This is a genomic window from Variovorax sp. PAMC 28711 (genome assembly GCF_001577265.1).
GTDB lineage: Bacteria > Pseudomonadota > Gammaproteobacteria > Burkholderiales > Burkholderiaceae_C > Variovorax.
This window is the reverse complement of record NZ_CP014517.1, coordinates 3,496,985-3,516,971: the sequence shown is the minus strand read 5'-3', so window position 1 is coordinate 3,516,971 and position 19,987 is coordinate 3,496,985. Positions and strand designations below refer to the sequence as shown.

Sequence of the window (19,987 nt, the reverse complement as noted above, 5' to 3'; positions counted from 1 at the left end):
GGCTTTTTTGCTTCGTCGTCGAAGGCTTAAGCGGTTTCGCCGTACACCGTCACGGTGATCTCGACGACCACGTCGGTGTGCAGCGCCACGCTCACGGTGCTGTCGCCGACGATCTTGATCGGACCGTTGGGCATGCGCACTTGCGACTTGGCGACTTTGTAGCCCTGCTTGTTCAGCTCTTCGGCGATGTCGCCGTTGGTGACCGAACCGAACAGACGACCGTCGACGCCGGCCTTCTGCGTGAGCTTGACCGCCGAGCCGCCGAGCTTTTCGCCCTGGGCTTGCGATTCGGCCAACTTGGCAGCAGCAGCCTTTTCGAGGTCGACGCGCTTGGCTTCGAACTCGGCCTTGTTCGCCGTGGTGGCCCGACGTGCGCGGCCCGACGGGATCAGGAAGTTACGCGCGTAGCCGTCCTTCACTTTCACGATGTCGCCGAGCGAGCCGACGTTCAGGACCTTGTCCAGAAGAATGATTTGCATGGTGTCGAACTCCTTAGACGCGGTGCTGGTCGCTGTACGGCACCATCGCGAGGAAGCGTGCACGCTTGATCGCGGTGTTGAGCTGGCGCTGGTAGATCGCGCGCGTGCCGGTCAGGCGTGCGGGAATGATCTTGCCGTTTTCGCTGATGAAATCGCGCAGCGTGTCGATGTCCTTGTAGTCGATCTCTTCGACGTTGGCGACGGTGAAGCGGCAGAAGCGCTTGCGCTTGAAGAGCAGCGACTGGGTGTTGCGCTTGGGGCGCTTGTCTTTGTTGAATTTCTTGAACGTGGCCATTTGGGACCTCTCGAAAAATTAATCTTGCTGAAAATCCTGGATGTGAAGGACCGGATGCTTGCCGTTCCCCGGTGTCGCGAGGAAGCCCTGAAATCGCCAGAGACTCCCCAACGCCTGACTTGCGAGCCGCTCGGCTATTGTGCCGAACGCGACGGCCTTCAAAGCCGCCTTCACCTGCCGGACTTGACCTGCTTCTTCGATCTTCGACTCGTGTTCGAGGCGCAGATCAATGGCAGGCAAGCCGGCGGGCGTGAATCGCAAGGCACCGAGTTCGGCAACCACGGCAGTCAGCAAAAGCTGATTGGCCGCGACCGCTGTGCCGGTCACCGTCACACCATCAGTTGTTGTTGTTCGCGTACTCGGCTTGTTGGGCCTTGCGGGCCTCTTCACGCTCGACCGTCTTCATCATCGACGAAGGACCGGTGTCGGCCTTCTTCTTCTGAACGGTCAGGTGGCGCAGCACGGCGTCGTTGAACTTGAACGCGTGTTCGAGTTCGGCCATCACGGTTTGCTCGGCTTCGATGTTGACGCACAGGTAGTGCGCCTTGCTCAGCTTGTTGATCTGGTAGGCCAGCTGACGGCGGCCCCAGTCTTCAACGCGGTGGATCTTGCCACCGCCGGCCGTGATGAGGCCCTTGTAACGCTCCAGCATGGCTGGAACTTGTTCGCTTTGATCCGGATGGATCAGCAGGATGATTTCGTAATGACGCATGACACTCCTTGTGGGTCTTCCGAAGAAGGGAATAAAGCCACCCGCAGCGTCGGATGCAGTGTGGCAAGGGAAAGCCCACGATTATAGCAGGCGTCAGTGCCCCAGCGCGCGATCGAGCTCGGCAGCCTTCTCGGGGCCGACGGCGGCCCGGATCTTGGGCGCCAGCGCGAGCAATTCTTCGTAGGTCGACGTGCCCTCCACCGACAGGTTGAGCCGGAATCCGCGGAGCCCCAACGCACCCGTGAGCCGGGTGGCGATCGGGTAAGCCTCCTGGTAGCGCTGCTGGGTCGACCGGGTTGCAACCAGCGGCGTCGGTGCAACCGCGAGGGCTTCGGTGGCCGTCTTCAGCAAAGAGGGGCTCACCACCGCTGCCACGGCGACGGGCTGCGCAGCCGCCATGGCCATTGCCGGTTCGCGCACCGGCATGCCGTCGAGCGGCCCGAGCAGACCCAATTCGATCATCTGGTCGATGTCGTCAGGGCCGATACCCATTCCGGCGCCCAGAACCTCATCGACGGACCGCTTGCCATCGCACAGGATGAAAGCCGAACGCTGCCGCGGCGTCAAACGCACCGAGCGGTCCCTGAGCACTTGCTGACCTGCTTCTGTCTTGACAAGAATCATGTTGCGGATCGTCCCAAAAATGAAAGTCCAGACCTCGGAATGGGCGCTGCGACGCTGCGTGGACGTCAGCCCTCCCTGCTCGCCACACAGTTTCGCACCAAAAACGCATTTTGTTTCAATTACGCCAGGCTGACGAGGGCATTCGACCGTCGCGCGGGATGAATTCTTTGCGCACCGGCACACCGGTCACGCGCGGTTCAGCGTGCAGCCAGCTGCTTCCAGGTGTCGATCACGCTGTCCGGGTTCAGCGAAATCGATTCGATGCCTTGCTCGGCCAGCCACAGCGCGAAGTCCGGGTGATCGCTGGGCCCCTGCCCGCAGATGCCGACATATTTACCTTGGGCCTTGCAGGCCGCGATGGCACGGCTCAACATCGCCTTGACGGCCGGGTCACGTTCGTCGAAGTCGGCCGCCAGCAATTCGAGGCCGGAATCGCGGTCCAGCCCGAGCGTCAGCTGCGTCAGGTCGTTCGAGCCGATCGAGAAGCCGTCGAAGAACTGGAGGAACTCGTCCGCCAAGATCGCGTTGCTCGGCACCTCGCACATCATGATGATCTTGAGCTCGTTCTCGCCGCGCTTCAGGCCTTCGGCAGCCAGCAGCCCGGTCACGCGCTCGGCCTGCTTCAACGTGCGCACAAAAGGCACCATGATCTGCACGTTGGTCAAGCCCAGGTCGTTGCGCACGCGCTTGAGCGCCTCGCACTCCATCAAGAACGCTTCGCGAAACTCTTCGCTGATGTAGCGCGCCGCGCCACGGAAACCCAGCATCGGGTTCTCTTCTTCGGGCTCGTAGCGCGAACCGCCGATCAACTTGCGGTATTCGTTCGACTTGAAGTCCGACAGTCGAACGATGACGGGCTTGGGCCAGAAGGCGGCGGCGATGGTCGCGATGCCCTCGGCCACCTTGTCGACGTAGAACGCGCGGGGCGAAGCGTGTCCGCGCGCCACCGATTCGACCGCTTTCTTCAGGTCGGCATCCACGTTCGGATAGTCGAGGATCGCCTTCGGATGCACGCCGATGTTGTTGTTGATGATGAACTCGAGCCGAGCCAGCCCAACCCCGTGGTTCGGCAGCTGGCAGAAATCGAAAGCCAGCTGCGGATTCCCGACGTTCATCATGATTTTCAGATCGATGTCGGGCATCGTGCCGCGCTGGACTTCGGTCACTTCGGTTTCGAGCAGGCCGTCGTAGATGAAGCCGGTATCGCCTTCCGCGCAGCTCACCGTGACCAGCGTGCCTTCTTTCAGCAGATCAGTCGCGTCGCCGCAACCGACCACCGCCGGAATGCCCAGCTCGCGCGCGATGATGGCCGCGTGGCAGGTGCGCCCGCCTCGGTTGGTCACGATGGCCGCGGCACGTTTCATGACCGGCTCCCAGTTGGGATCTGTCATGTCGGTGACCAGCACATCGCCCGCTTGCACCTTGTCCATTTCACTGATGTTGTAGACGAGACGTACCGGGCCGGTGCCGATTTTTTGGCCGATCGCGCGGCCCTCCGCCAGCACGGCGCCCTTGCCCAGCAACTTGTAGCGCTGCTCGGCCTTGCCCTGCTGCTGGCTCTTCACAGTCTCGGGGCGCGCCTGCAGGATGTAGAGATGACCGTCGGTGCCGTCCTTGCCCCATTCGATGTCCATCGGGCGGCCATAGTGCTCTTCGATGACCAGCGCGTACTTCGCGAGTTGCTCGACGTCCGCGTCGGTCAGCGAGTAGCGGTTGCGCTGCTCGGTCGGCACATCGGTCGTCTTCACCAGCTTGCCGCTCTCTGCTTTTTCTTGGGGCGTGGCGAATTCCATCTGGATCAGCTTGGAGCCGAGGTTGCGGCGGATCACCGCGCGCTTGCCGGCCTTCAACATCGGCTTGTGCACATAGAACTCATCCGGGTTCACGGCGCCCTGCACCACGGTCTCGCCAAGGCCGTAGCTCGAGGTGATGAAGACCACGTCTTCGAAACCCGACTCGGTGTCGATGGTGAACATCACGCCGGCGGCGCCCAGATCGCTGCGCACCATGCGTTGCACACCCGCCGACAGCGCGACGATGTCGTGCTCGAAACCCTTGTGCACGCGGTAGCTGATCGCGCGGTCGTTGTAGAGGGAAGCGAAGACTTCCTTCATCTTGTGGAGCACATCGTCGATGCCGACCACATTGAGGAATGTCTCCTGTTGGCCGGCGAACGAGGCGTCGGGCAAGTCTTCGGCCGTGGCCGACGAGCGCACCGCGAACGAAGCGGCAGGGTTGCCGGCGCTCAAGGTCGCGAACGCCTCGCCGATGGCCTTTTGCAAGTCGGCCGGAAACGGCTGGGCTTCGACCATGCCGCGAATCTCGGCGCCGGCCACGGCCAGCGCGCGCACGTCTTCAGTATCGAGCGCGGCCAGCCGCTTGCTGATCTTGTCGGCCAGACCGTCGTGCGCGAGAAACGCACGAAACGCATGCGCCGTGGTGGCGAAGCCGGTCGGCACGCGAACGCCTTGAGGCAGCTGGGAAATCATTTCGCCGAGGCTGGCGTTCTTGCCGCCGACCGACTCGACGTCGGTCATCCTCAGGTTCTCGAACGGTACGACCAGGGCGGTCGCTTCAAAGAGTGCAGGCATGGGGAGGCTCCAGAAGTTAAAACCGGCGGCGCATGCAGGCGGCCCGGCACGATCGTTGTCGTTGCTTTGGGTGCGGTGGCGGTCTGCATGGAAAGATGAAGCACGGGAAAGCAGATTCCCGATAATGGCCCGGATTGTAGGCGCGGCACCCCCGCTTGCGCCGCAGGACAAGGCCGCAGACGCCCTCACCCCCTCCTGAACCGCCATGCAAACACGCACCGTTTTCTTCGTCTCCGACGGCACCGGCATCACGGCCGAAACATTCGGCAATGCCGTGCTTGCACAGTTCGAAATGAAGCCGCGGCACGTTCGCCTGCCCTTCACCGACACGGTCGACAAGGCGCACCAGGCGGTACGCAGGATCAATCACACCGCAGAAATCGAGGGCGTGCGGCCGATCGTCTTCACGACGCTGGCCAACATGGAGGTGCTGGAAGTCATCGAGACCGGCTGCAAGGGCATGCTGCTCGACATGTTCGGGACTTTCGTGCGGCCGCTGGAAATCGAACTGGCGATGAAGTCCAACCACCGCATCGGCCGCTTCAGCGACGTGAGCAAGAGCAAGGAGTACGACGCTCGCATCGCCGCGATCGACTTCAGCCTGCAACACGACGACGGGCAAAGCAACCGCGACCTCGACGGCGCCGACCTGATCCTGGTCGGCGTGAGCCGTAGCGGCAAGACGCCGACCTCGCTCTACCTCGCGATGCAGCACGGTCTCAAGGCCGCGAACTATCCGCTGATTCCGGAAGACTTCGATCGCCGACAGTTGCCTCCGGCCTTGCTGCCGCACAAGAAGAAAATTTTCGGGCTCACGATCCAGCCGGAGCGGCTCTCGCAGATTCGCAACGAACGCCGACCCAACTCGCGCTACGCCAGCCTCGAGAATTGCCGCCAGGAAATCACCGAGGCCGAAGCGATGATGCGACGCGCTGGCATCCGCTGGCTGTCGACCACCACCAAGTCGATCGAAGAAATCGCGACGACGATCCTGCAGGAACTCAGGCCCGAGCGCCTGACTTACTAGGCCGCGACGGCTTCCTTCACCGGCGTCGACACTTCCACCGGCACCGGCGTGCGAATGAGGTGATCGAAGGCACTCAGCGCCGCCTTGGCACCGTCGCCAGCCGCGATGATGATCTGCTTGAACGGCACGGTCGTCGCATCGCCCGCCGCGAACACACCGGGCACCGAAGTCTGGCCTCTGGCGTCCACCACGATCTCGCCGTGCTTTGACAGCTCGACCGTGCCTTTGAGCCAGTCGGTGTTGGGCACCAACCCGATCTGGATGAACACGCCTTCGAGAGGCACCGTCTTCAGTTCGCCGCTCGCACGGTCCTTGTAGACCAGTCCGTTCACCGTCTGGTCGCCGGTGATCTCGGTGGTTTGCGCGTTCGTGTGGATCGTCACGTTCTCCAGGCTGCGCAACTTGCGTTGCAGCACCTCGTCGGCACGCAACCGCACGTCGAATTCGATCAGCGTGACATGGCCGACGATGCCGGCGAGGTCGATCGCGGCCTCGACGCCCGAGTTGCCGCCACCGATGACGGCCACGCGCTTGCCCTTGAACAGCGGGCCGTCGCAATGCGGGCAGTACGCTACGCCCTTGTTCTTGAACTCGTGCTCGCCCGGCACGTTGATGTTGCGCCAGCGTGCACCGGTCGAAATGACCACCGTGCGGCTCTTGAGCGAAGCGCCGCTCTCGAGCTGGATTTCCACGAAGTCCTTGCCCGGCACCAGTGCCTTGGCGCGCTGCAGATTCATGATGTCGACGTCGTACGCACGCACATGCTCCTCGAGAGCGATCGCGAAGGCTGGACCGACGGTTTCCTTGACCGAGATGAAGTTCTCGATGCCCATGGTGTCGAGGACCTGCCCGCCAAAACGCTCGGACGCCACGCCCGTGCGGATGCCCTTGCGCGCCGCATACACCGCGGCAGCCGCGCCGGCGGGACCACCGCCGACGATCAACACATCGAACGGCGCCTTGGCATCGATCTTTTTCGCTTCGCGCGCGACACCGCCCGTATCGATCTTTGCGAGGATTTCTTCCAGGCTCATGCGCCCCTGACCGAATTCGGTGCCGTTCAGGAAAATGGTGGGCACAGCCATGATCTGGCGCGCCTTCACTTCGTCCTGGAAGGTGCCGCCCTCGATCATGGTGGTCTTGATGCGCGGGTTCTGCACCGCCATCAGGTTCAGCGCCTGCACCACGTCCGGGCAGTTGTGGCAGGTGAGCGACACGAAGATTTCGAATTCGAAGTCGCCGTCGAGCGCGCGGATCTGGTCGAGCACTTCTTGCTCGACCCTGGGCGGGTAGCCGCCGATCTGCAGCAACGCCAGGATGAGCGAGGTGAATTCGTGGCCCATCGGCAATCCGGCAAAGCGCGGACCGTGGTTTTCGCCGGGGCGATTGACCGAGAACGACGGCTTGCGGTGGTTGTCTTCGCGGCTCTCGGTGAACGTCACCAGCGGGGACGACTCGGCGACGTCCTTCAGCAGCGAACGCATTTCGTCCGAAGCCTGGCTGTCGTCGATCGAGGCGACGATTTCGATCGGCTGCGTCGCGCGATCGAGGTAACTCTTCAACTGGGCCTTGGTGTTTGCGTCGAGCATGGAGGGCTCACTTTCGATAAGGGATAACTATCAACCGGGGCTAAAAAAGCCCGGGGCTCCGAAAGCGCCCGGGCGTTCGCGCGAGGCGCTGCTTAGATCTTGCCGACGAGGTCGAACGAAGGGGCGAGCGTCTTGTCACCGTCGTTCCACTTGGCCGGGCACACCTCGTTCGGGTGCGCTGCGGTGTACTGGGCTGCCTTGAGCTTGCGCAATGTTTCCTTGACGTCGCGGGCAATCTCGTTGGAGTGCACTTCGGCCGTCTTGATGATGCCGTCCGGATTGATCACGAAGGTGCCGCGCAGTGCCAGACCTTCTTCGGCGATGTGTACGTCGAAGGCGTTGGTCAGCGTGTGCGTCGGATCGCCGACCAGCGGGAACTTGGCCTTGCCAACCGCAGGCGAGGTGTCATGCCACACCTTGTGCGAAAAGTGCGTGTCGGTCGTCACGATGTACACCTCGGTGTTCAGCTTCTGGAACTCAGGGTAGTTGTCGGCCGCGTCTTCGACTTCCGTCGGGCAATTGAAGGTGAAAGCAGCCGGCATGAAGATCAGGACGGACCATTTGCCCTTGAGCGATTCTTCGGTGACCGTGATGAACTTGCCGTTCAGATAGGCCTCGGTCTTGAACGGTTGCACGGGGGTGTTGATGAGGGACATTGCTGCTTTCCTTGGTGGCGGATAAAGATAACGAGGCACAAGTATAACTACCGATTTACTATTTTCAATAGTATTGAACTATTAAAAGAATGCCTTGCGCCTATGAAACACGAAGCGGGCGCTTTCACCGATGCGAACGTGTATCAGCATCACACGCATGCAGACCGGTAATGCAGGGGCTTGCCTTGCCGGGCGCGCCCCGCCCTCCCACAATCGCGCGCTTCAGAACAAGGAAAAGAATCATGAAGGGCGATCCCCAAGTCATCGGTCATCTGCAGGCGCAACTCAAAAACGAGCTGACCGCGATCAACCAGTACTTCCTCCACTACCGCATGCTCAAGCATTGGGGCCTGGACAAGCTCGCGAAGAAAGAATACGAGGAGTCGATCGGCGAAATGAAGCACGCCGACTGGCTCATGGACCGCATCTTCATGCTCGACGGTCTGCCCAATCTGCAAGACCTCGGCAAGCTGAACATCGGCGAGGACGTGCCGGAACTGCTGGCCTGCGACCTCGGCGCCGAAACCGGCGCGCAGGCCACGATCAAGGCGGGCATCGCGCACTGCGAGACGGTGCGTGACTATGTCTCGCGCGATCTGCTGCAAAAAATCCTCGACGACACCGAAGATCACATCGACTTTCTGGAGACCCAGATCGACCTCATCGGCAAGGTCGGCATCCAGAACTACCTCCAGAGCCAGATGGGCGAACTCGAATAAGGCGCAAGGGCGCCCTCGCGCAGCGGGACTTCGGTCCCGCTTTTTTTTGGGCGCGCATTGTTTATGCAAATAGCATTCATTCTCATTTGTGAGGCTAGAATCGTCGCCTCCCATGACCGCTGCCGCTCCCACCACCCCGACCGACAACCGACGCCGCGCTTACTGGCTCAAGACCCTGCACGAATGGCACTGGGTGAGTTCGGCGATGTGCCTGATCGGCATGGTGCTGTTCAGCGTCACCGGCTTCACTCTCAATCATGCCGGCCAGATCGAAGCGAAGCCTGCCGTCACCAGCCAGCACGCGAAGCTCGACCCGGCGCTGCAGACGGCCCTTGAAAGCCGGGTCGCGCTCATCAAGGCCGACAAAGCGAGCAAAGGCAAGGCGCCTGCGCCTGCCGAACTCCAGTCGTGGGTGCAGAAACAGTTTGCCGTCGACATCGCCGGCCGCGAAGCCGAGTGGTCGGACGACGAGGTCTATCTCTCGCTGCCACGTCCCGGGGGAGACGCCTGGTTGCGCGTCAGCCTGACCGACGGCGAAGCCGAATACGAGCGCACCGACCGCGGTTGGCTGTCCTACTTCAATGACCTGCACAAAGGCCGCAACACCGGCGCCGCCTGGAGCTGGTTCATCGACATCTTTGCGGCCGCCACGCTGGTGTTCTCCATCACCGGCCTGTTCATTCTCAAGATGCATGCGGGCAACCGGCCGCTCACCTGGCCGATGGTCGGCATGGGCCTGGTCATTCCGGTGCTGCTCGCGCTGCTGTTCATTCACTGACTCGTCAAGAAAAGGTTTTCCGTGCAACTTCGCTATTCCCTTGCCCCGATCACTGCATCGGCCCTGTTCGCCGCACCCGCGCTCGCCGCAGGGTTGGGCGTGAATATCGAGGTACCGCGCCTTTCGGTGTCGGAATACCACCGCCCCTACGTGGCCGCGTGGATCGAACGCGCGGACAACTCACTCGAGACGACGCTCGCGGTCTGGTATGACGTGCGCACCAAAACCAACAACCCCGAAGGCGAAGGCACCAAGTGGCTGAAGGACCTGCGCCAATGGTGGCGCCGCGGTGGCCGCGAACTGGCGGTGCCGGTCGATGGCGTCACGGGCGCCACCAAGCCGGCCGGCAAGCAGCAACTCAACTTCACCGAAGGCACGGGCGCGCTGCCCAAGCTGGCGCCGGGTGGCTACAAGCTGGTGGTCGAAGCCGCCCGCGAAGTGGGCGGCCGTGAAGTCGTGAGCATCCCTTTCCAGTGGCCGCCGACCTCCGCGCAGCCGGTGGTGGCGACGGGCAAGGAAGAGTTGGGCGAAATCAAGCTCGAACTCAAGCCCTGATCCACGCGAACACACCGTTCATCGACACACCCTCATTCACCGGAGCCCCCCATGAAGACTTCCGTCCTCGCCACCGCCGTCACGGCCCTCGCCCTCACTGCCGCACTCGGCACCGCACACGCGCACAACGCCTGGTTGCTTCCTTCGACCACCGTGCTGTCGAAGGCCGACACGGTCAGCATCGACGCGGCGGTCTCCAACGACCTGTTCGTGGCGAACCACAATCCGCTGCGCATCGACGGCCTGCAAATCACGGCGCCCGACGGCAGCACGCTCAAGGCCGAAAACGAAGCCAAGCTCAAGTTCCGAACCGTGTTCGACGTGACCGTCGCGCAGCCGGGCACCTACCGCATCGCGGTGGTCAACGCCGGCGCATTCGCTTCGTGGAAAGACAAGGCCGGTGCGCAAAAGCGTGCACGCGGCACCGCGGAAAGCATCGCCAAGGAAGTGCCGGCCGACGCAACCGACGTGGTCATTTCGCAATCGTCGGGGCGCATCGAAACGTTCGTGACGGTGGGCAAGCCTTCGGTGCTCAAGCCCATCGGCCAGGGCCTGGAACTGATCTCGACGGGCAGCCCGAACGATCTGGTCAAGGGTGAAAAGTCGACCTTCACGCTCAACCTCGACGGCCAGCCCGCCAAGGATCTCGAAGTGAGCGTGACCGCCGGCAACACGCAGTACCGCGACAAGCTCCAGGAAACCAAGATCAAGACCGACGCCAAAGGCCAGTTCGTCGTGACGTGGCCGACCGCGGGCATGTACTGGCTCGACGTGAGCACCAAGGACAACAAGACCACCGTGCCGCAAGCCAAGGAGCGCCGCCTGAGCTACGCGGCGACTCTGGAAGTCATGCCCTGATCTCCACGGAAAATTCCGCAGGCACGACGCTTTCGTTCGCGCCGAACTGGCGTGGCAGCTACGCCAACGCCACCACGCCGCGGCTCGCCGATCCGGTAACGCTGCAGCACATCGGCGGTGAGACGATGGGCACCACCTGGTCGGTGCGCTTCGGCAACCCGCAAATGATCGGGCTGGACGCCGTGCGCGCATCGGCAGCGCACGCGCTCGACCGTGTGATCGCGCAGATGAGCCATTGGCGCGCCGACTCCGATCTGAGCCGCTACAACCAGGCCGCTGCCGGCAGCGTGCATGCGCTCGCGCCCGAATTCACGGCCGTGCTCCGTTGCGCCGTGCAATGGGCCGAAGCCAGCGACGGCGCGCTCGATCCGACGGTCGGACCGCTGGTGGCGCTGTGGGGTTTCGGCCCCGATGCCGTCGCAAGTGCACACGCGCCGGACCTCCGCGCCTTGCATCTCGCGCGGGCCGCCGGCGGATGGCGGCAACTGCGGTTCAACGCCGCAGCAGCCACGCTTGAACAACCCGGCGGCTTGACACTGGATTTTTCGGGCATCGCCAAAGGTTTCGCCGTCGACCATGTCGTCGATTCGTTGAAGGCGCTGGGCCTGGTTGATCTGCTCGTCGAAGTCGGCGGTGAGTTGCGCGGAGTCGGGCATCGGCCGGGCGGCACACCTTGGACCGTGCAGGTGGCGGCGCCCGACGACAGCGTCGGCGCATCGCCGCCCATCGCGCTCACCGATCTCGCGATCGCCACTTCGGGCGATCGTTGGCACCAGCGCGAGTCGGCAGGCCGACGCTGGTCGCACACGATCGATCCGCGCACGGGCGAACCCGTCGCGCATGGGCTCGCATCGGTCAGCGTGCTGCACGCCGAGTGCATGCATGCTGACGCGCTGGCCACCGTGCTCACCGTGCTGGGCCCGACCAAGGGCCTGCCGTTCGCGAACGCGCACGGCGTGGCCGCCCTCTTCTTCGAGCGCACGCCCCAGGGCCTGCAGGCCAGCGCTTCGCGCGGCTGGCACGAACGCGTTCACGCATGAGCATCGATGCGATTCGCAGCGTGGCTGCGGGCGGCACCGTGGTCGCCTACACAGCGCTGTGCGCCGCGATCTGGTGGCGTGAGCGGCTTCGCGCGGTCGCCGCCAAGGCCGCGTCGAACGCGCTGGCGGGCGATGGCGCCGCCGAACCCGTGCTCGTGGCGTTCGCCAGCCAGACCGGGCAGGCCGAGGCCATCGCGTGGCAGACCGCGCGCTGGCTTCACGCGGCCGGCACGCCTGCGCGCGTGCTTGCGCTCGATGCCGTCGACGCCGCCACGCTCGCCGGCGCGCGGCGCGCCCTCTTCGTCGCCAGCACCTACGGCGAAGGCGACGCCCCGGATGGCGCAAGCGTGTTCGCCGACCAACTGATGGCGAGGACGATCGCGCTGCCGACGCTGCGCTACGCCGTGCTCGCACTGGGCGATCGGCAGTACGACCACTACTGCGGCTTCGGTCGGGCGCTCGACGGCTGGCTCGCCTCGACCGGCGCAGCCGCCGTGGCAGCGCGCATCGACGTCGACAACGGCGACCCCGTCGCGCTGGCGGCCTGGCGCGCGCTGTGGGGCGCAGGGGCCGACACCGAGGAAGCCGAACCATCGGCCGCGCCCTTCGTGCCGTGGCAGTTGGTGTCACGCACGCTGCTGAACCCGCACAGCGCGGGCGCGCCGATCTACGAGGTCGCCTTCACGGCCGCCACCGATGCCGTGCCGTTGAACTGGCATTCGGGCGACTTGGTGCAGATCGCCATCGCGAGCGACCCCACGCGGCCGCGCGACTACTCGATCGCGTCGATCCCGTCCGACGGCCGGATCGAATTGCTGGTGCGCCAGGAACAGCACCCGGACGGCACGCTCGGCGCCGCCTCGGGCCTGCTCACCTCCACGCTCGCCATCGGCGACACCGCGGCATTGCGACTGCGACCCCACCGTCGCTTTCGCCTTGAGGCGAATGCCGAACGGCCGCTCATCCTCATCGGCAATGGCACCGGACTGGCCGGGCTGCGCAGCCATCTGCGCGAACGCATCGCCGCCGGACAATTTGAAAACTGGCTGGTGTTCGGCGAACGCAACGTGGCCCACGATTTTCTTTGCCGAAACGAAATCGAAGCCTGGCAGGCCCACCAGCGGCTGGCGCGACTCGACCTGGTCTTTTCGCGCGATCAGGCGGATCGCGTCTACGTGCAGCATCGACTGCTGCAAGTCAGCGACGAGGTGCGTGCCTGGGTGGCGCGCGGCGCCGCGCTCTATGTATGCGGCAGCCTGCAGGGAATGGCGACGGGCGTCGACGCCGCGCTTCGCGACATTTTGGGCACCGAAACGGTTCAGACATTGACGATCGACGGGCGCTACCGCCGCGACGTGTATTGAGGGCACCCCGAGGGTTTGGCTCGTAACACGTTGCTGTCCTACAACGAATCCAGGCAAATTACGTCCGGCCAGTGAAGGAAGTGTAAAAAACGTATTGCGAGTCATTATCATTCAGGGTGACTTCGCGGCTCCCTGCTGCGAGCCGACTCACCCAGCCAATCTCCCCTCGCCTTCGGGCGCAGCGCGCGAGACCCGCCAGTCGAGTTCTCATTTGCCTTCCTTTTCGGAGAACCGTTCCATGGCCTACATCAAGAGCCGCAAGCACGCCGTCGCGCGCGCTGTCCCTCAACTTTCCGGCGCCGCTGCCGCCACGCTGATGGCATTCGCCCTGCCGGCCGTGGCCCAGACGGCGCCCGCTGCCGGCGGCGGCACGCTGCAGGAAATCCGCGTGCAGGGCTCGAACGCCGCGCCCGAGTACAAGGCCGACACCTCGGCAAATCCGAAGTTCACCGCGCCGCTGCTGGACACGCCGCAAACGATTCAGGTGATCCGCGAGCAAGTGCTGCGCGAACAGGGCGCCACCACCTTGACCGAAGCCTTGCGCAACACCCCCGGCGCCGGCGCGTTCTATCTCGGCGAGAACGGCAACACGAGCACGGGTGACGCGATCTACCTGCGTGGCTTCGACACGTCCAACAGCATTTTTGTCGACGGCATCCGCGACACCGGCTCGGTCTCGCGCGACACGTTCAACATCGAGCAGGTCGAAGTGGTGAAGGGCCCGGCTGGCAGCGACACCGGCCGCACCGCGCCGACCGGCTACATCAACCTGATCACCAAGAAGCCGACGCTGTCGGACAGCTTTCTCGGTTCGGTCAGCCTTGGAAGCGACAGCTTCAAGCGTGGGACGGTCGACTGGAACAAGGCACTGAGCGGCCCGGGCGGTTCAGGCGCCGCGTTCCGATTGAATGTCGTGGGCGAGGATGCAGACGTTTCCGGCCGCGACGTGGTCAAGAACAAGCGCTGGGGCATCGCACCGTCGCTGGCACTCGGCCTCGGCACGCCGACGCGCCTGTACTTCGACCTGGTTCACATCAAGCAGAACAACATCCCCGACGGCGGCGTGCCAACGATCGGGCTGCCGGGCTACTCCACGCCCGATGCCACCTCGGTGCGCAATCGCCGGAATTTCCTGAACTACGCCTCGCGTGTCGATTCGAGCAACTTCTACGGCACCACGTCGGACTTCGACAACGTGACGCAGACGATGTTCACCGCGCGTGTCGAGCACGACCTCACGCCTGACGTCACGGTCCGCAACACGTTCCGCTATGGCAAGACCGAGCAGGACTACATGTTGACCGCGTTCATGGGCAGCGCGGCAAACCTGCTGACGCCAAACGCCGCGAACCCGTTGGGTTGGACGCTGGCCCGCAGCAACCCGACCAACAAGGATCAGGAGAACACCATCCTGACCAACCAGACCAACGTGAGCGCCAAGTTCAACACGGGCGGCATTGGCCACACGCTGAACGCCGGCGTCGAATTGATTCGCGAAGAACAGAACACGAACGGCTACTACGGCCAAAACGCCACGGTCTTCGGCGTGCCCGGCATCCGCAACAGCGGCGCCTGGCCCGCAGCGAACCTGTACGCCCCGAACCCGAACGTGCTCGGCTACCAGCGCCTGCAGAACGGCACGACGACCGACGGCACGACGACAACGGTCGGCGCGTACGCGTTCGACACGTTGAAGTTCAGCGAGCGCTGGATGCTCACCGGCGGCCTGCGCTACGACCATTACTCGACCGACTACAACGCGACTGCTTTGAACGCGACGAACGGGGTGCTGACGCCCAGCGCATTCAGCACGTCCGGCAGCCTCTGGACCGGCAAGCTCGGCCTGGTCTACAAGCCGACCGACAACAGCAGCGTGTACCTTGGGTACGGCACGGCGGCCCAGCCGCCGGGCGGCAACAATTTCGCCCTGGCTGCAGGTGGCACCGGCAACAACGCCAACCGAACCGACTTCGATCCGCAGAAGACCAAGACCTGGGAACTCGGCACCAAGTGGGACGTGCTGAACAAGAAGCTGGCGCTGACCGCAGCGATCTACCGAACCGACGTGAGCAACGAAGTCATCGCGACCGACTCGACGAACACGACCTATGCCCAGATCGGCAAGAAGCGCGTCCAGGGTCTGGAACTCGGCGCGGCCGGTGCCATCACCGACAACTGGGGCGTCAGCACCGGTTTCACCACGCAAGACAGCAAGATCCTGAACGGCCCGTCGGTGCTGGCAGATGGCGGCTCGGTGCTGGCCTACACACCGAAAAACTCGTTCACCGCGTGGACGACCTACAAGACGCCTTTCGGCGTGACCATGGGTCTTGGCGCTCGCTACAACGGCAAGTTGCACCGTGGCACCGACGGCGCCGTCGGCACACCCGCCTTTGTCGATGCGTACTGGGTGTTCGATGCCATGGCGTCGTACCGCATCAACAAGAACGTCGACCTGCAGTTCAACGTGTACAACCTGACCGACAAGGAATACGTGGCGGCGATCAACAAGAGCGGTTACCGCTACACGCCCGGCGCACCGCGCACCTACCGTCTGACGGCCAACTTCGCCTTCTGATGCCACAACCGCTCGCGCCGGCAGCGGTGCGACACTCGAGCCCCGACCTCACCGTCGGGGCTTTTTTCTTGTGAGGCTGCTTCCAAAATGATGTTGCATGTGCCCGATGTATTGACGCCCGAGGAGGTGCGTGAGGTGCGCTCCGCCCTCGAGACCGCGGACTGGATGGACGGTCGACAAACCGTCGGCGAACAAGGCGCCAGGGTCAAACGCAACCGACAGTTGTCCGAGCATTCGCCCAGGGGTCACGAACTCGCGAAAACAGTGCTGACCGCGCTGGCGCGCAGTGCCCTCTTTCACTCGGCGGCGCTGCCGCTGCGCTTCGTGCCGCCGCTCTTCAACTGCTACGAAGGCGGCGAGCACTACGGCCTGCATGTCGACGGCTCGGTCCGCTCGATTCCGGGCACCGGCGAGCAGTTGCGCACCGACCTGTCGTGCACGCTCTTCCTGAGCGATCCGGACGACTACGACGGCGGCGAACTCGAGGTCGTCGACACCTACGGTGCGCACGAGGTCAAGCTGCCGGCCGGCGACCTCATCCTCTATCCCTCCAGCAGCCTCCACCAGGTGCATCCGGTGACGCGCGGCGCGCGCGTGTGTTCATTCTTCTGGCTTCAGAGCTTGGTCCGGGACAACGCGCAGCGCGGCATGCTCTTCGAGCTGGACCAGACCCTTCAGGCTCTGCGCGCCACGCATGGCGAATCGGCCGAGACCGTGGCGCTCACCGGTCACTATCACAACCTGCTGAGACTCTGGGCGGAGGTATAGCACCGCGGCGCATAAGACCCCGACTGGGAGGATAGTTATTGCAAATGCGAGGGATTCGTATTTATAATCAGACTCTTCTTCAACCAGCCAGCCAATTGCCGCTTTCACCGTCATGATCGTTTGCGTTTGCCGCCGAATCTCTGATCGCGAAATCGCGCGCCATGCGCGTGCCGGAATGACGTTCGACGAAGTGCAATTCGAACTCGGTGTGGCCACCCAGTGTGGCCAGTGCGAAGGATGCGCCCGCGACGTCATCGCGCAGTGCAGTGCCTCGCATCCAGTGGCCGCATTGCACCGGGAAACCGGCGTCATGGCGATCCAGCTTGCCACCTCCATCACGGAAAGCAAGGCATGGAACTCTTCTCGGCACTCGGCGGCAGCCTGATCTTCGTCGCAGGTTCGGTTTGGTGGATTTTTCGTAAGTAATCGCGGTTTCTGCTGCATCGCGGGCACGTTTTGGCGTGGCCGCTCTCGAATGTTTGATCGTGTCTGACCGCTTCTCCACTCCGCCGTCGGCCTTTGGCCTCTCGCGCACCACCCTCATTGCCGGCAGCGTCGTGCTGTTCCACGTCGCAGGGTTGTGGGCATTGCAGTCCGGCTTGCTGCGAAAGGCTGCGGAGGTTGTCATCCCGGTCGAGATCCTGGCCCAGATCATCGAACCCCCGAAGCCGCCATCGCCACCCCCGCCTCCGCCGCCTCCCCCACCGCCGCCACAACGTCAGGTGACCAAGGCGCCGCCGCCACCGCGGCCGCAAGCGGTTCGCGAGCCAAAGCCCGTGCCCACGCCCGATGCGCCGGTCGGCGTGGTCGCGCCGCCACCGCCTGCCCCGCCGGTGCCCGCACCACCAGCCCCTCCTGCGCCACCCGCGCCACCGCCTGCACCGCCTGCGCCGAAGCTGGTCGAGCTGAGCCAGGGTCAAGTGCAATGGGTGCGCAAGCCGAACCCGGTGTACCCGTCGATCAGCCGAAAGCTGAACGAAACAGGCACTGTCATCGTCGCGGTCTACTTCAGTAGCGCCGGTACGGTGAAGCGAACCGCGCTGGCGAAATCCAGCGGATTCGACCGCCTCGACCGCGCAGCGATCGAAGCCATCCAGCAATCCCAGATCACTCCTCTCGCAGGCGGCAATGAAGAAACGACACGTTTGTTCAACGCCCCGATCAGTTTCTCCCTCTCCGAATAGCCTGGATACCCAATGAACTCTCAATTTGGCCTGATGAACGTTTGGAGCCAGGGTGACTTTGTCACCAAGGCCGTCGCCGTGTTGCTCATCGTCATGTCTCTCGCGTCGTGGATCGTGATCCTCACCAAGGCGATCGACGTCGTGAAGTACAAGCGGCTCGCGCGCCGCTCGTCCGATTTCTGGCACAGCGAAGATTTCGCTACAGCGCTCGAGAAGCTCGGCAAGGACGACACCAATCCGTTCCGTGCCCTGGCCCTCGAAGGTCGCGAAGCGACTGCACACCACCGCAACACCAAGGCCCATCTGCATGACACGCTCGACGTGAGCGACTGGGTCACGCGCAGCCTGCGCAATGGCATCGATGAATTCACCGCAAAGTTGCAAACCGGTCTGGCGATCCTGGCGTCGGTCGGGTCGACCGCCCCGTTCATCGGTCTCTTCGGCACGGTCTGGGGCATCTATCACGCGCTCATGGCCATCGGTTCGGCCGGCCAGGCGACCATTGACAAGGTCGCCGGCCCGATCGGCGAAGCACTCATCATGACTGCGCTCGGTCTGGCGGTCGCGATTCCTGCGGTGCTCGGCTACAACGCGCTGGTGCGCGGCAACAAGTTCGTGCTGACCAAGCTCAACAGCTTCGCGCACGACCTGCACGCTTACTTCGTGACCGGCGCCCGCGTGCAGAGCGGCAGCGGCGAATCGATCGTCGTGCCCCTCAAGAAAGGCTGAGCGCCATGGCTTTCGGAACGCAAGACGAACCCGATGAGGTGATGAACGAGATCAACATGACGCCGCTGGTCGACGTCATGCTGGTGTTGCTCATCATCTTCATCATCACCGTGCCGGTGATGAAACATGCGGTCAACATCGACCTTCCGCGCGCCACGAGCGAGCCGGAAGTGACCAAGCCGCAGAACATCCTGTTCACCGTGGCTGCCGATGGCAGCTACTACTGGAACGAGAACAAGATCGACGACAGCGCACTCCCTGCGCTGCTCGGCGCAGAGGCCGCCAAGGAACCGCAACCCGAGTTGCACATCCGTGGCGACAAGGCGGTGCGTTACGAGCGCGTGGCCAAGGCCATGTCGGAGGCGCGCGAAGCGGGCGTGCGCAAGATCGGCTTCATTACCGAGCCCGACAACAAGTAATCGGCGGGGCAAGGCAAAAAAGTTGATCGTCGCGATTGACTTTTTACTTGAGAATAATTATCATTTACCTATCGCACCCGACCCGGACTGCAAAGGATCTCAAATGCAAACCCCTGCTGCCTTCTCTGTTCTGAACCACCCATCGCTCGACAACTCGGGCCGTGGAAGCGCTGCGACTGCGCAGTCGAATCCGTCGGCTGCACTGGTCGAAAGTGCCGACCTGCTGAAGGGCAGCAAGACAGTCGGCATCCTGCACAACGGATCCCTCTACCGGCTTCAAGCCACCAAACTGGGCAAGCTGATCCTGACGAAGTAAGGGTCTTCTCGCCTCCCGTGCAAGTTTCATCGTGGGGCGACTCAAGGAGATTCATCTCCGAAGGGTCGTTTTTTGCTAGCCAACGGTTCGCCGACTAGCCAAGCTTTTTTTCACGCTGATCGTCCAGACGAAAACGCCGACCTCGAGGTCGGCGTTTTGCTTTGGGAGAGCGAAAAATCAGAGGCCGAGGGCCGCGATGCCAGCCTTGGCGATCTGCGCGTCTTCGTTCGACTTCACGCCGCTGACACCCACGGCACCGATCACATTGCCGTCCTTCACGATCGGCACGCCGCCCTCGAGCAGGCCGCTCACACCCGGCACCGTCAGGAATGCGGTACGCCCGCCGTTGATGATGTCTTCGTAGACCTTGCTGTCGCGGCGACCCACGGCGGCCGTATGGGCCTTGGCCGGGCCGATGAGGGAGGAGATGGCCGGGGCGCCGTCCAGGCGCTGCAGCCACAGCAAGTGGCCTCCGTCGTCGACGATCGCGATCGTCACGGCCCAGTTGTTCTTCAACGCTTCCGCTTCGGCGGCGGCGGCGATGGTCTTGATGTCGGCAAGTTCGAGGACAGCTTTGGTTTTCATGGTCGGAAACTGAGAATTGCAGGATCACGAAGCATAACGGCCGACTTGCAACCGAACCCTTACAAACCTGCGAGCGCGACCGGATGCCTGATGCCGGCGTGGCCTCTTGCAGCATCCTAGA

23 protein-coding genes are annotated in these 19,987 nt (G+C 63.4%); 14 read left to right on the top strand and 9 right to left on the bottom strand.

Features of this window, described 5'->3' with window-relative positions:
• Positions 1-26: 26 nt before the first annotated feature.
• The 6 genes from rplI to ppsA all read right to left on the bottom strand — a co-directional run bounded on the left by rplI (position 27) and on the right by ppsA (position 4,701).
• A complete protein-coding gene (gene rplI / locus AX767_RS16980; protein WP_068632398.1) occupies positions 27-479 on the bottom strand; it encodes a 50S ribosomal protein L9 in 453 nt (150 codons plus the stop codon).
• Between the two features lie 13 nt (positions 480-492).
• A complete protein-coding gene (gene rpsR / locus AX767_RS16975; protein ID WP_068632397.1) occupies positions 493-774 on the bottom strand; it encodes a 30S ribosomal protein S18 in 282 nt (93 codons plus the stop codon).
• An 18-nt stretch (positions 775-792) separates the two neighbouring features.
• A complete protein-coding gene (priB, locus tag AX767_RS16970; protein ID WP_237288485.1) occupies positions 793-1,101 on the bottom strand; it encodes a primosomal replication protein N in 309 nt (102 codons plus the stop codon).
• Positions 1,102-1,111: 10 nt separating this feature from the next.
• Complete coding sequence (rpsF, locus tag AX767_RS16965; protein ID WP_068632396.1) at positions 1,112-1,486, bottom strand: 30S ribosomal protein S6; 375 nt, start codon at positions 1,484-1,486, stop codon at positions 1,112-1,114.
• 93 nt (positions 1,487-1,579) lie between these two features.
• Complete coding sequence (locus AX767_RS16960; RefSeq protein WP_068632395.1) at positions 1,580-2,110, bottom strand: hypothetical protein; 531 nt, start codon at positions 2,108-2,110, stop codon at positions 1,580-1,582.
• 197 nt (positions 2,111-2,307) lie between these two features.
• Complete coding sequence (gene ppsA / locus AX767_RS16955) at positions 2,308-4,701, bottom strand: phosphoenolpyruvate synthase (RefSeq protein WP_068632394.1); 2,394 nt, start codon at positions 4,699-4,701, stop codon at positions 2,308-2,310.
• A 205-nt stretch (positions 4,702-4,906) separates the two neighbouring features.
• Between ppsA and ppsR the strand changes: the two genes are divergently transcribed.
• Positions 4,907-5,728 carry a posphoenolpyruvate synthetase regulatory kinase/phosphorylase PpsR gene (gene ppsR / locus AX767_RS16950; protein WP_068632393.1) on the top strand — a complete coding sequence of 274 codons (822 nt, stop codon included), beginning with the start codon at positions 4,907-4,909 and terminating at the stop codon, positions 5,726-5,728.
• Here ppsR and ahpF read toward each other — a convergent pair.
• Complete coding sequence (gene ahpF / locus AX767_RS16945) at positions 5,725-7,317, bottom strand: alkyl hydroperoxide reductase subunit F (RefSeq protein WP_068632392.1); 1,593 nt, start codon at positions 7,315-7,317, stop codon at positions 5,725-5,727. The two genes, ppsR and ahpF, sit on opposite strands and share 4 nt — an antisense overlap.
• 92 nt (positions 7,318-7,409) lie before the next feature.
• Entirely contained in the window at positions 7,410-7,973 is a 564-nt protein-coding gene (gene ahpC / locus AX767_RS16940; RefSeq protein ID WP_068632391.1) for an alkyl hydroperoxide reductase subunit C, read from the bottom strand.
• Positions 7,974-8,215: 242 nt separating this feature from the next.
• Here ahpC and bfr point away from each other — a divergent pair, with 242 nt between their 5' ends.
• The 13 genes from bfr to hemP all read left to right on the top strand — a co-directional run bounded on the left by bfr (position 8,216) and on the right by hemP (position 19,281).
• On the top strand, positions 8,216-8,692 hold the full coding sequence (gene bfr, locus AX767_RS16935; RefSeq protein ID WP_068632390.1) for a bacterioferritin: 477 nt from the start codon (positions 8,216-8,218) through the stop codon (positions 8,690-8,692).
• 112 nt (positions 8,693-8,804) lie between these two features.
• Positions 8,805-9,470: a PepSY-associated TM helix domain-containing protein gene (locus AX767_RS16930; protein WP_068632389.1), complete on the top strand. Its 666-nt coding sequence runs from the start codon at positions 8,805-8,807 to the stop codon at positions 9,468-9,470.
• Positions 9,471-9,491: 21 nt separating this feature from the next.
• Positions 9,492-10,025 (top strand): DUF2271 domain-containing protein, encoded by a 534-nt coding sequence (locus AX767_RS16925; RefSeq protein WP_068632388.1) that lies wholly within the window; start codon positions 9,492-9,494, stop codon positions 10,023-10,025.
• 51 nt (positions 10,026-10,076) lie between these two features.
• Complete coding sequence (locus AX767_RS16920; protein WP_068632387.1) at positions 10,077-10,883, top strand: DUF4198 domain-containing protein; 807 nt, start codon at positions 10,077-10,079, stop codon at positions 10,881-10,883.
• A gap of 125 nt (positions 10,884-11,008) precedes the next feature.
• Complete coding sequence (locus AX767_RS16915; RefSeq protein ID WP_237288484.1) at positions 11,009-11,923, top strand: FAD:protein FMN transferase; 915 nt, start codon at positions 11,009-11,011, stop codon at positions 11,921-11,923.
• Positions 11,920-13,287 (top strand): sulfite reductase subunit alpha, encoded by a 1,368-nt coding sequence (locus tag AX767_RS16910; protein ID WP_068632386.1) that lies wholly within the window; start codon positions 11,920-11,922, stop codon positions 13,285-13,287. Before AX767_RS16915 ends, AX767_RS16910 begins: the two co-directional genes overlap by 4 nt.
• 238 nt (positions 13,288-13,525) lie before the next feature.
• A complete protein-coding gene (locus AX767_RS16905) occupies positions 13,526-15,865 on the top strand; it encodes a catecholate siderophore receptor Fiu (protein WP_068632385.1) in 2,340 nt (779 codons plus the stop codon).
• Between the two features lie 87 nt (positions 15,866-15,952).
• On the top strand, positions 15,953-16,633 hold the full coding sequence (locus tag AX767_RS16900) for a Fe2+-dependent dioxygenase (RefSeq protein ID WP_068632384.1): 681 nt from the start codon (positions 15,953-15,955) through the stop codon (positions 16,631-16,633).
• A gap of 112 nt (positions 16,634-16,745) precedes the next feature.
• On the top strand, positions 16,746-17,018 hold the full coding sequence (locus AX767_RS21070) for a (2Fe-2S)-binding protein (protein ID WP_082755050.1): 273 nt from the start codon (positions 16,746-16,748) through the stop codon (positions 17,016-17,018).
• A 391-nt stretch (positions 17,019-17,409) separates the two neighbouring features.
• Positions 17,410-17,817 (top strand): energy transducer TonB, encoded by a 408-nt coding sequence (locus AX767_RS21985; RefSeq protein ID WP_237288659.1) that lies wholly within the window; start codon positions 17,410-17,412, stop codon positions 17,815-17,817.
• A gap of 12 nt (positions 17,818-17,829) precedes the next feature.
• Positions 17,830-18,546 (top strand): MotA/TolQ/ExbB proton channel family protein, encoded by a 717-nt coding sequence (locus tag AX767_RS16885; protein WP_068632381.1) that lies wholly within the window; start codon positions 17,830-17,832, stop codon positions 18,544-18,546.
• 5 nt (positions 18,547-18,551) lie between these two features.
• The gene (locus tag AX767_RS16880) at positions 18,552-18,965 is read left to right on the top strand and encodes an ExbD/TolR family protein (protein WP_068632380.1); all 414 of its coding nucleotides are present in this window, start codon (positions 18,552-18,554) and stop codon (positions 18,963-18,965) included.
• 103 nt (positions 18,966-19,068) lie between these two features.
• Positions 19,069-19,281, top strand: a complete 213-nt coding sequence (gene hemP / locus AX767_RS16875) for a hemin uptake protein HemP (protein ID WP_068632379.1) — start codon at positions 19,069-19,071, stop codon at positions 19,279-19,281.
• A gap of 177 nt (positions 19,282-19,458) precedes the next feature.
• On the opposite strand, the gene AX767_RS16870 is transcribed toward hemP, so the two are convergent.
• Positions 19,459-19,866 (bottom strand): GlcG/HbpS family heme-binding protein, encoded by a 408-nt coding sequence (locus tag AX767_RS16870; protein WP_068632378.1) that lies wholly within the window; start codon positions 19,864-19,866, stop codon positions 19,459-19,461.
• Positions 19,867-19,987 lie beyond the last annotated feature (121 nt).